The sequence below is a fragment of the Arthrobacter sp. TMN-50 genome (assembly GCF_054511125.1).
This window is the reverse complement of record NZ_JBTNDG010000028.1, coordinates 1-5,940: the sequence shown is the minus strand read 5'-3', so window position 1 is coordinate 5,940 and position 5,940 is coordinate 1. Positions and strand designations below refer to the sequence as shown.

The following is a 5,940-nucleotide window of genomic DNA, read 5'->3' as shown; positions in this document are numbered from 1 at the left end:
CCTTTTGGTGTGGTCAAAATGGTGTGTGGTAACAACATTTTCCCACGTCAGGGGCACCTTTCATCGATTAACACGCCCCGTCAACGCATAGACCAAGAAAACCCTGGGCTAACACCCGTCGAGTTTGAGATACTAAACACCGGCCTCAGAGCCGCCTGACAACACTAAACCCCGAGAGTCAACCAAATCCGGGGCAGTCCCACTCGTCTGCCGTCATAAAATTGTCATTTTCTGAAGTCGTCTGCACGGAATGTCCATAGTCCTCTGCACAAGTCCAGGATGCGATACGACGTCGTCTCAGTTCACTGCTGGAGCAGGGCTTCGACGTGACGGTCGTCGCGGACGCCATGGCAGCCGCACAACACCCTGAACTGGGAGGCGGCGACGCCGCTGCACTGACGAACTTCAACTACATCGCAGGTGCCGTCATCACCACCGACGAGGCCGTTGCGTCGTTTCAGGCCTCACCCTGACAACATCAGGGACGTCCTGGGTGCCCTGATCATGAGTGTGTCAGCCAGGCGCCTCATGCTTCGCAGTACACCCTCGAGAACAAGTGGTCAGGAATTCGGGAGCATGGTTTGCTGACTTCAGAACGGCCGGGGAAGTAAATCCTGGCAGGCCTGTTCGCATCGGCGGCAGGCCTCGGCAGCGATCCGGCAATATGGGTAAGTCTCGGCGTGCTTTTCATATTCGATTGCGCTCGTGGTGCAGAAGTCTCTACATGCCATAAGGATCGTCTTCAGCAGGTTGCCGTCGACATCGGTCAGCCTGCTGAGGAACCGGCCGGTGGCCATACAAAGATCAGCGCAGTCCAAACTGAGACGAATGCACTTTCGCAATTCAGCTACCGTCTCTTCCGCCATACAGGCGTCCGCGCAGGCATCGCTTGCCTGTGCGCAGGCGAAGGCAGCTTCAATGCATGTGCCCAGCGCCTCGGCTAATAATGGCTCACCGTCAGGGTGCGCCGCCATCATGGATCTAGCTGTACTCATAGTCTCTCCCTATAAAGTGCCATCACATTGAGACTGTTCATTCCATCACCTTCGTACCCGGCTCGTCCCGGACGCTGGTCCGCCCCGGATTTGTGTCAGAGACTATCGTTTCGATGAGGATTTCCGAATGCAGGGTGCGGTGGACTGGGCATTTATCAGCGATCTCGCGCAATCTCTGACGCTGGTCGTCGTTGAGCTCGCCGTCGAAGCGGATGACCCGGTCGATTCGGTCCAACTTGCCGGTTTCGGTTTCGCAGTCGGTGAAGTCCTGTGCGTGGATTCTGCTGTGTCACAGCGAAACGGTCACCTTTTCCAGCGGCCATCGCTTGCGGTCAGCATACATTCTGACGGTCATCGACGTGCAGGCGCCCAGCCCGGCGAGCAGAAAATCGTACGGCGACGGGCCTGTATCGGTACCGATCGGAACGGATTCGGCCGCGGTTCAACCGGTGCCCGCCGACCGTCACCTGCTGGGCGAATGCTCCGACTCCGGTCTCAGCTGCGAGTACGTCCTTGCTGCAGGTGAAGCAATGCGCGAACAACGCGTAAGCCAAGGGCGGTGAATCCGGCAGATCGAGCTGCGCCACCAGCAACGCCCCCTGCGAGCCAAGGAATTCCACTTTTTCGCTGTGCCTGGCCATCGCTACCCATCCCTGTTGTCTACATTGCTGATCACACCGACGTGATTCTCTCTCCGGAGGTTTCAGGTCCATCGCGGGTTTTTCGTGGGCTTCAGCGAACAATATGTGGCACCCGCCCGAAGTTCTGTGCTTTGGAATACAGTTCTTCCGCGACAGGTTCCAGTGTTCTCGATCCGGCGTATCAGCTACCCGACAAGCACCCGAATATTTGCACACGGGTTCCTTTTGCGGTCCGGTCTGAGAACGGTGTCCTGGCTTACAGAACAATGGGCGGTGGACGGCTAGCGTCTGGAGGGAATTCCGTTGGGGATTCACCACCTACCCTCAGGAGAGCCATGCAATTCGACCCGTCCACTACAGCACTCGTGCTGACTGACCCACAAAACGACTTCCTCAGCCCCGACGGTGTTACCTGGGAACTGGTCGGCAACAGTGTCAAAGCGAACAACACAGTCGAACACATCGATCAGCTGCTCGCCGGGTCGAAAGCGGCCGGCTACAAAGTGTTCATTTCACCGCATTACTACTTCCCCCACGACCACCAGTGGGAGTTCGGCGGAACGCTGGAAACGAAGATGCACGAGATCGGCATGTTTGACCGACCCGGCCCCTTGAACCTGGACGGCTTCGAAGGCTCCGGCGCTGACTGGTTGGAACAGTACAAGCCTTACATTCAGGATGGAAAGACCGTCGTGTGCAGCCCCCATAAGGTGTACGGTCCCGAACAGAACGACCTGGTGCTGCAATTGCGTAAACGCGGGATCAGCAAAGTGATCCTCGCAGGAATGTCCGCGAACCTTTGCATCGAAAGTCACCTGCGGGAACTGTTGGAGCAGGGCTTCGACGTGGCTGTGGTCTCTGACGCCACGGCGGCAGCGCAACACCCCGAATTGGGAGACGGGTATGCCGCCGCTCTGACGAATTTCAACTACATCGCGGGCGCCGTGATGACCACCGATGAGGCAATCGCCGCTATCTCAGCCTGATACTGGCGATTGCCCTGGAGGGTGTCAGATTGATTGTGTAAGGGATGCGGTCGCTGATTGATTGGAGAATCATTGTGACGATGACTGAACACGAATTACGGAACGCGGAGGCTTTGGCGGCGAAGGTCGCTGCGGCCGACGGTATGGAGGCGTTGAAGGCCTCTGGTGCGATGGATGAGCTGATGGAGCAAATCGACTCTGGGCAGCTTCAGATCGACGGTAAGGACGGGTTCCTGAACCAGATGATCAAAGCCGTCCTGGAACGTGGCCTGCAGACCGAGCTTTCCGCGGAGCTGGGCTACGAGAAAGGCGACCCGGAGGGCCGGTTCGCACCGAACTCTCGGAATGGTTCCTACCCGAAGACGGTGGCGACCACTGCCGGGGACGTGGATTTGGCGGTCCCGCGGGACCGGAACGGTTCCTTCGTGCCGCAACTGGTGCCCAAGGGTTCCCGGCGCACCGGGGGCCTAAATGAGATGATCATCAGCCTCTACGCCGGCGGGATGACCATCCGAGACATCGCCTACCACCTCGAATCAACAATCGGCACCGAGCTGTCGCGCGAGACAATTTCAAAGATCACCGACGAGGTCCTGGACGAGGTGATGGCCTGGCAGGCCCGGCCGCTGGAGCCGATCTACCCGATCCTGTACTTAGACGCCATCGTCGTGAAAATTCGTGACGGGCACCAGGTGAAAAACAAGGCCGCTCATATCGCTGTCGGCGTGGACCTGGAGGGCGTCAAGCACGTCCTGGGCGTCTGGGTCGAAGCGACCGAGGGAGCGAAGTTCTGGGCCGGGGTCTGCGCCGAGCTGGCCAACCGGGGTGTCAAGGATGTCCTAATCGCTTGCTGTGACGGGCTCACCGGGTTCCCCGAAGCGATCCAGGCCACCTGGGCGAACACCACCGTGCAAACCTGCGTGGTCCACCTCATTCGTAACTCGATGAAGTTCGTCGCGTACGGTGACCGCAAGCCCATCGCGGCGGCGCTACGGCACATCTACACCGCCCCGACCGTGGAAGCCGCGTTAGCAGCCCGTGAGGACTTCGCCGCCGGCCAGTGGGGCCAAAAATACCCTGCCGCGGTGAGGGTCTGGGAGAACGCGTGGGAGCGTTTCATCCCCTTCCTGGCCTTCCCACCAGCTATCCGGCGGGTCATCTACACCACCAACGCGATCGAGTCGCTGAACTACCAGCTGCGCAAGATCATCAAGAACCGCGGCCATTTCCCCAACGACCAGGCAGCCGTGAAACTGCTCTGGCTCTCGATCTGCAACATCGAAGACAAACGCGCCAGAGAACGCCGCAAAAGCCGGAAAACCAGCAAGGGAACCACCGGCAACCACCTCGTCGAAGGCGCCTCAACCGCAGGCTGGAACCAAGCCCTCGGCCACCTCGCCATCACCTACCCCGAACGCCTCGACCACTACCTTAACTAAAAAATGGCCCACTCACTTACACAAACAACTTGACAGGCCCTTGCCCTGACCATTTGTCCTTCACAAAATTTCGTTCAGCTCTAAGGAGTGACCCGATGGCAACCATCGACATCACCAGTAAGACCTTCGAATCCACCCTTGAGACCAATGAGATCGTTCTGATCGACTTCTGGGCCGGCTGGTGTGCACCCTGCCGCATGTTCGCACCCACCTACAGCGCAGTATCCGACAAGCACCCGGATGTTGCCTTCGCGAAGGTCGACACGGAAGCCGAACAAACACTTGCCGCTCAGGCGGGGATCAGCTCCATACCCACGTTGATGGCTTTCCGGGACAAAGTGCTGGTCTTCTCCCAGCCAGGAGCGATCGACGCGGCCGCCTTGGAACAAGTCATCGCCGATGTCAGAGCTCTCGACATGCAGGCCATCCGTGACGGCCTCGCAACGGACGGATCGCGGGTCGTCAGCTAACTCATGAAACATACCCCCCACACCACAGACAGGACAGACCCATGATTTACGAGCACGCTCAACTCACTATCCATCCCGACGGACATGGAGAATTCCGGACCACGTATCCGGCAATCCGGCAGAACCTCCTCGGGGTTCAAGGATGCCGCTCGGTAGACCTGCATCCCAGCGTCGACCAGCCCGACGTGTATCTGCTTCGTGTCGGATGGGGCTCGCTGAGCGACCACACCGAAGTTTTTCCGGAGACCGAGGAAGGCCGCACCGTATTGGCCTTACTCAAAGCTCACGTCACGTCCGTGGAAATGATTCATTTTGACGCGAACACGGTCGATCCTCACTAGATCTCGGACAACGGGTGGTCAACCAACGCCGGTCGGCATGGGTTGACCACCCGTTTTAGCCCTCGGTTTTGTGACCCTTAGTTTTTTACTCGTAAGGGAAGCATGATGCGTAGTTCCCTGTTTTCGGCGGGGTCCAGGACGGAGTGTTGGGTGCAGGCTGGCACTAGCTGGCCCGTTCGGGGGTGGGCCATGGTGTACATGCAGGCACCAAGCCGTTCCTGGGCTCCGCGGACAGCAGGATCCTCGCTGGCCTCACCCTGTTCCATGAGCGCCCACGCTGGCGCGACAACCTTCGAGTCCATGAAGTTATGGACAACGAAGGTCTTGACGCTCAGGCTGTCGCTCTGCCACGCACTCCACACCGCACGTATGCCTCCGGCCCGTCTAATGATTCGCCGACCGAGCCCGGCAAGGACAGCCACGTCTCCCGGGTATCGCAGTGCGGCTCGAAGGATCCGCGCTACGCCAACAGATCGGGGTTGACCACCAAAAAAACATGCCGCCATGGTGGTCGAGCAGACGGTCGCGTGCGGCAATATCTGCTGTGTCTGCTGGATCGATGGCGACCGCAAAGGTGCCCTCCGCCGACACGCCCGTCGTATAACGGTTGCACCGCGGATTACCGAACTGGGTACCCTGCCAAGGGAGCTTCTGGCCGGCGCCCTTCTCAATCCGCTCCCACACGTCGTCGATGCCGACCTCGTCGAAGTCCAAGAAGCCATCCGCATCGTCGCACCGGCCGACGGACCAGCAAAGGGCTCCGTGACCGGGTTGAAGTCGTTGGGCGCCCACACACTGGTTCGCGTCACCGGCCACGGACAGAACCAGCCCAATGGGCCCACGGCTGTGCTCACCATCGAGGTTCCGGGCGACCCCGTCATACGGATCGGTCAGGAGGTCGGATTGCAACTCGTCAACGCCACCGGGTGGGCAGTCACCCAGTAGCAGTTGGGCACTGAATTCCGTTGCCAGGGCCCACTGTGTCCTAGATTGCAGAACTGTCCGTGCCGCCCTGTCTATCGTCGGTGGGTACCAACGATAGGAAGGCAAGGACATGAGTTCAGCACA

Annotated in this window: 11 protein-coding genes; 6 read left to right on the top strand and 5 right to left on the bottom strand. The window is 59.3% G+C overall.

Annotated features, from left to right (window positions below; all coding sequences use genetic code 11):
• Nucleotides 1-326: 326 nt before the first annotated feature.
• On the top strand, nt 327-473 hold the full coding sequence (locus tag ACX80A_RS15100) for a hypothetical protein (protein ID WP_459260584.1): 147 nt from the start codon (nt 327-329) through the stop codon (nt 471-473).
• A 117-nt stretch (nt 474-590) separates the two neighbouring features.
• Here ACX80A_RS15100 and ACX80A_RS15095 read toward each other — a convergent pair whose 3' ends face one another.
• The 4 genes from ACX80A_RS15095 to ACX80A_RS15080 are packed head-to-tail and all read right to left on the bottom strand — an operon-like array spanning nt 591 to nt 1,636.
• The gene (locus tag ACX80A_RS15095) at nt 591-995 is read right to left on the bottom strand and encodes a four-helix bundle copper-binding protein (protein WP_459260583.1); all 405 of its coding nucleotides are present in this window, start codon (nt 993-995) and stop codon (nt 591-593) included.
• A 37-nt stretch (nt 996-1,032) separates the two neighbouring features.
• Entirely contained in the window at nt 1,033-1,230 is a 198-nt protein-coding gene (locus ACX80A_RS15090) for an OsmC family protein (RefSeq protein WP_459260582.1), read from the bottom strand.
• A gap of 54 nt (nt 1,231-1,284) precedes the next feature.
• A complete protein-coding gene (locus ACX80A_RS15085) occupies nt 1,285-1,368 on the bottom strand; it encodes an OsmC family protein (protein WP_459260585.1) in 84 nt (27 codons plus the stop codon).
• Nucleotides 1,328-1,636, bottom strand: a complete 309-nt coding sequence (locus ACX80A_RS15080) for a hypothetical protein (RefSeq protein ID WP_459260581.1) — start codon at nt 1,634-1,636, stop codon at nt 1,328-1,330. Before ACX80A_RS15080 ends, ACX80A_RS15085 begins: the two co-directional genes overlap by 41 nt.
• A gap of 335 nt (nt 1,637-1,971) precedes the next feature.
• On the opposite strand from ACX80A_RS15080, the gene ACX80A_RS15075 reads away from it, so the two are divergent.
• From ACX80A_RS15075 to ACX80A_RS15060, 4 genes are all read left to right on the top strand, one after another.
• The gene (locus tag ACX80A_RS15075) at nt 1,972-2,622 is read left to right on the top strand and encodes a cysteine hydrolase family protein (protein WP_459260580.1); all 651 of its coding nucleotides are present in this window, start codon (nt 1,972-1,974) and stop codon (nt 2,620-2,622) included.
• 80 nt (nt 2,623-2,702) lie between these two features.
• Complete coding sequence (locus ACX80A_RS15070; RefSeq protein WP_459260579.1) at nt 2,703-4,061, top strand: IS256 family transposase; 1,359 nt, start codon at nt 2,703-2,705, stop codon at nt 4,059-4,061.
• A 95-nt stretch (nt 4,062-4,156) separates the two neighbouring features.
• The gene (gene trxA, locus ACX80A_RS15065) at nt 4,157-4,531 is read left to right on the top strand and encodes a thioredoxin (protein WP_459260578.1); all 375 of its coding nucleotides are present in this window, start codon (nt 4,157-4,159) and stop codon (nt 4,529-4,531) included.
• Between the two features lie 41 nt (nt 4,532-4,572).
• Nucleotides 4,573-4,872 (top strand): antibiotic biosynthesis monooxygenase family protein, encoded by a 300-nt coding sequence (locus ACX80A_RS15060; RefSeq protein ID WP_459260577.1) that lies wholly within the window; start codon nt 4,573-4,575, stop codon nt 4,870-4,872.
• 77 nt (nt 4,873-4,949) lie between these two features.
• Here the strand turns inward: ACX80A_RS15060 and ACX80A_RS15055 are convergent, their stop codons facing one another.
• A complete protein-coding gene (locus tag ACX80A_RS15055) occupies nt 4,950-5,294 on the bottom strand; it encodes a hypothetical protein (protein ID WP_459260576.1) in 345 nt (114 codons plus the stop codon).
• Between the two features lie 82 nt (nt 5,295-5,376).
• Here ACX80A_RS15055 and ACX80A_RS15050 point away from each other — a divergent pair, with 82 nt between their 5' ends.
• A complete protein-coding gene (locus ACX80A_RS15050) occupies nt 5,377-5,817 on the top strand; it encodes a hypothetical protein (protein ID WP_459260575.1) in 441 nt (146 codons plus the stop codon).
• The last annotated feature ends 123 nt before the right edge of the window (nt 5,818-5,940 follow it).

Excerpts from the sequence above, each read along its gene's own strand:
- ACX80A_RS15095 (WP_459260583.1), bottom strand. The coding sequence starts at position 995 with ATGAGTACAGCTAGATCCATGATGGCGGCGCACCCTGACGGTGAGCCA.
- ACX80A_RS15080 (WP_459260581.1), bottom strand. The coding sequence starts at position 1,636 with ATGGCCAGGCACAGCGAAAAAGTGGAATTCCTTGGCTCGCAGGGGGCG.
- ACX80A_RS15075 (WP_459260580.1), top strand. The coding sequence starts at position 1,972 with ATGCAATTCGACCCGTCCACTACAGCACTCGTGCTGACTGACCCACAA.
- ACX80A_RS15070 (WP_459260579.1), top strand. The coding sequence starts at position 2,703 with ATGACTGAACACGAATTACGGAACGCGGAGGCTTTGGCGGCGAAGGTC.
- trxA (WP_459260578.1), top strand. The coding sequence starts at position 4,157 with ATGGCAACCATCGACATCACCAGTAAGACCTTCGAATCCACCCTTGAG.
- ACX80A_RS15060 (WP_459260577.1), top strand. The coding sequence starts at position 4,573 with ATGATTTACGAGCACGCTCAACTCACTATCCATCCCGACGGACATGGA.
- ACX80A_RS15050 (WP_459260575.1), top strand. The coding sequence starts at position 5,377 with ATGGTGGTCGAGCAGACGGTCGCGTGCGGCAATATCTGCTGTGTCTGC.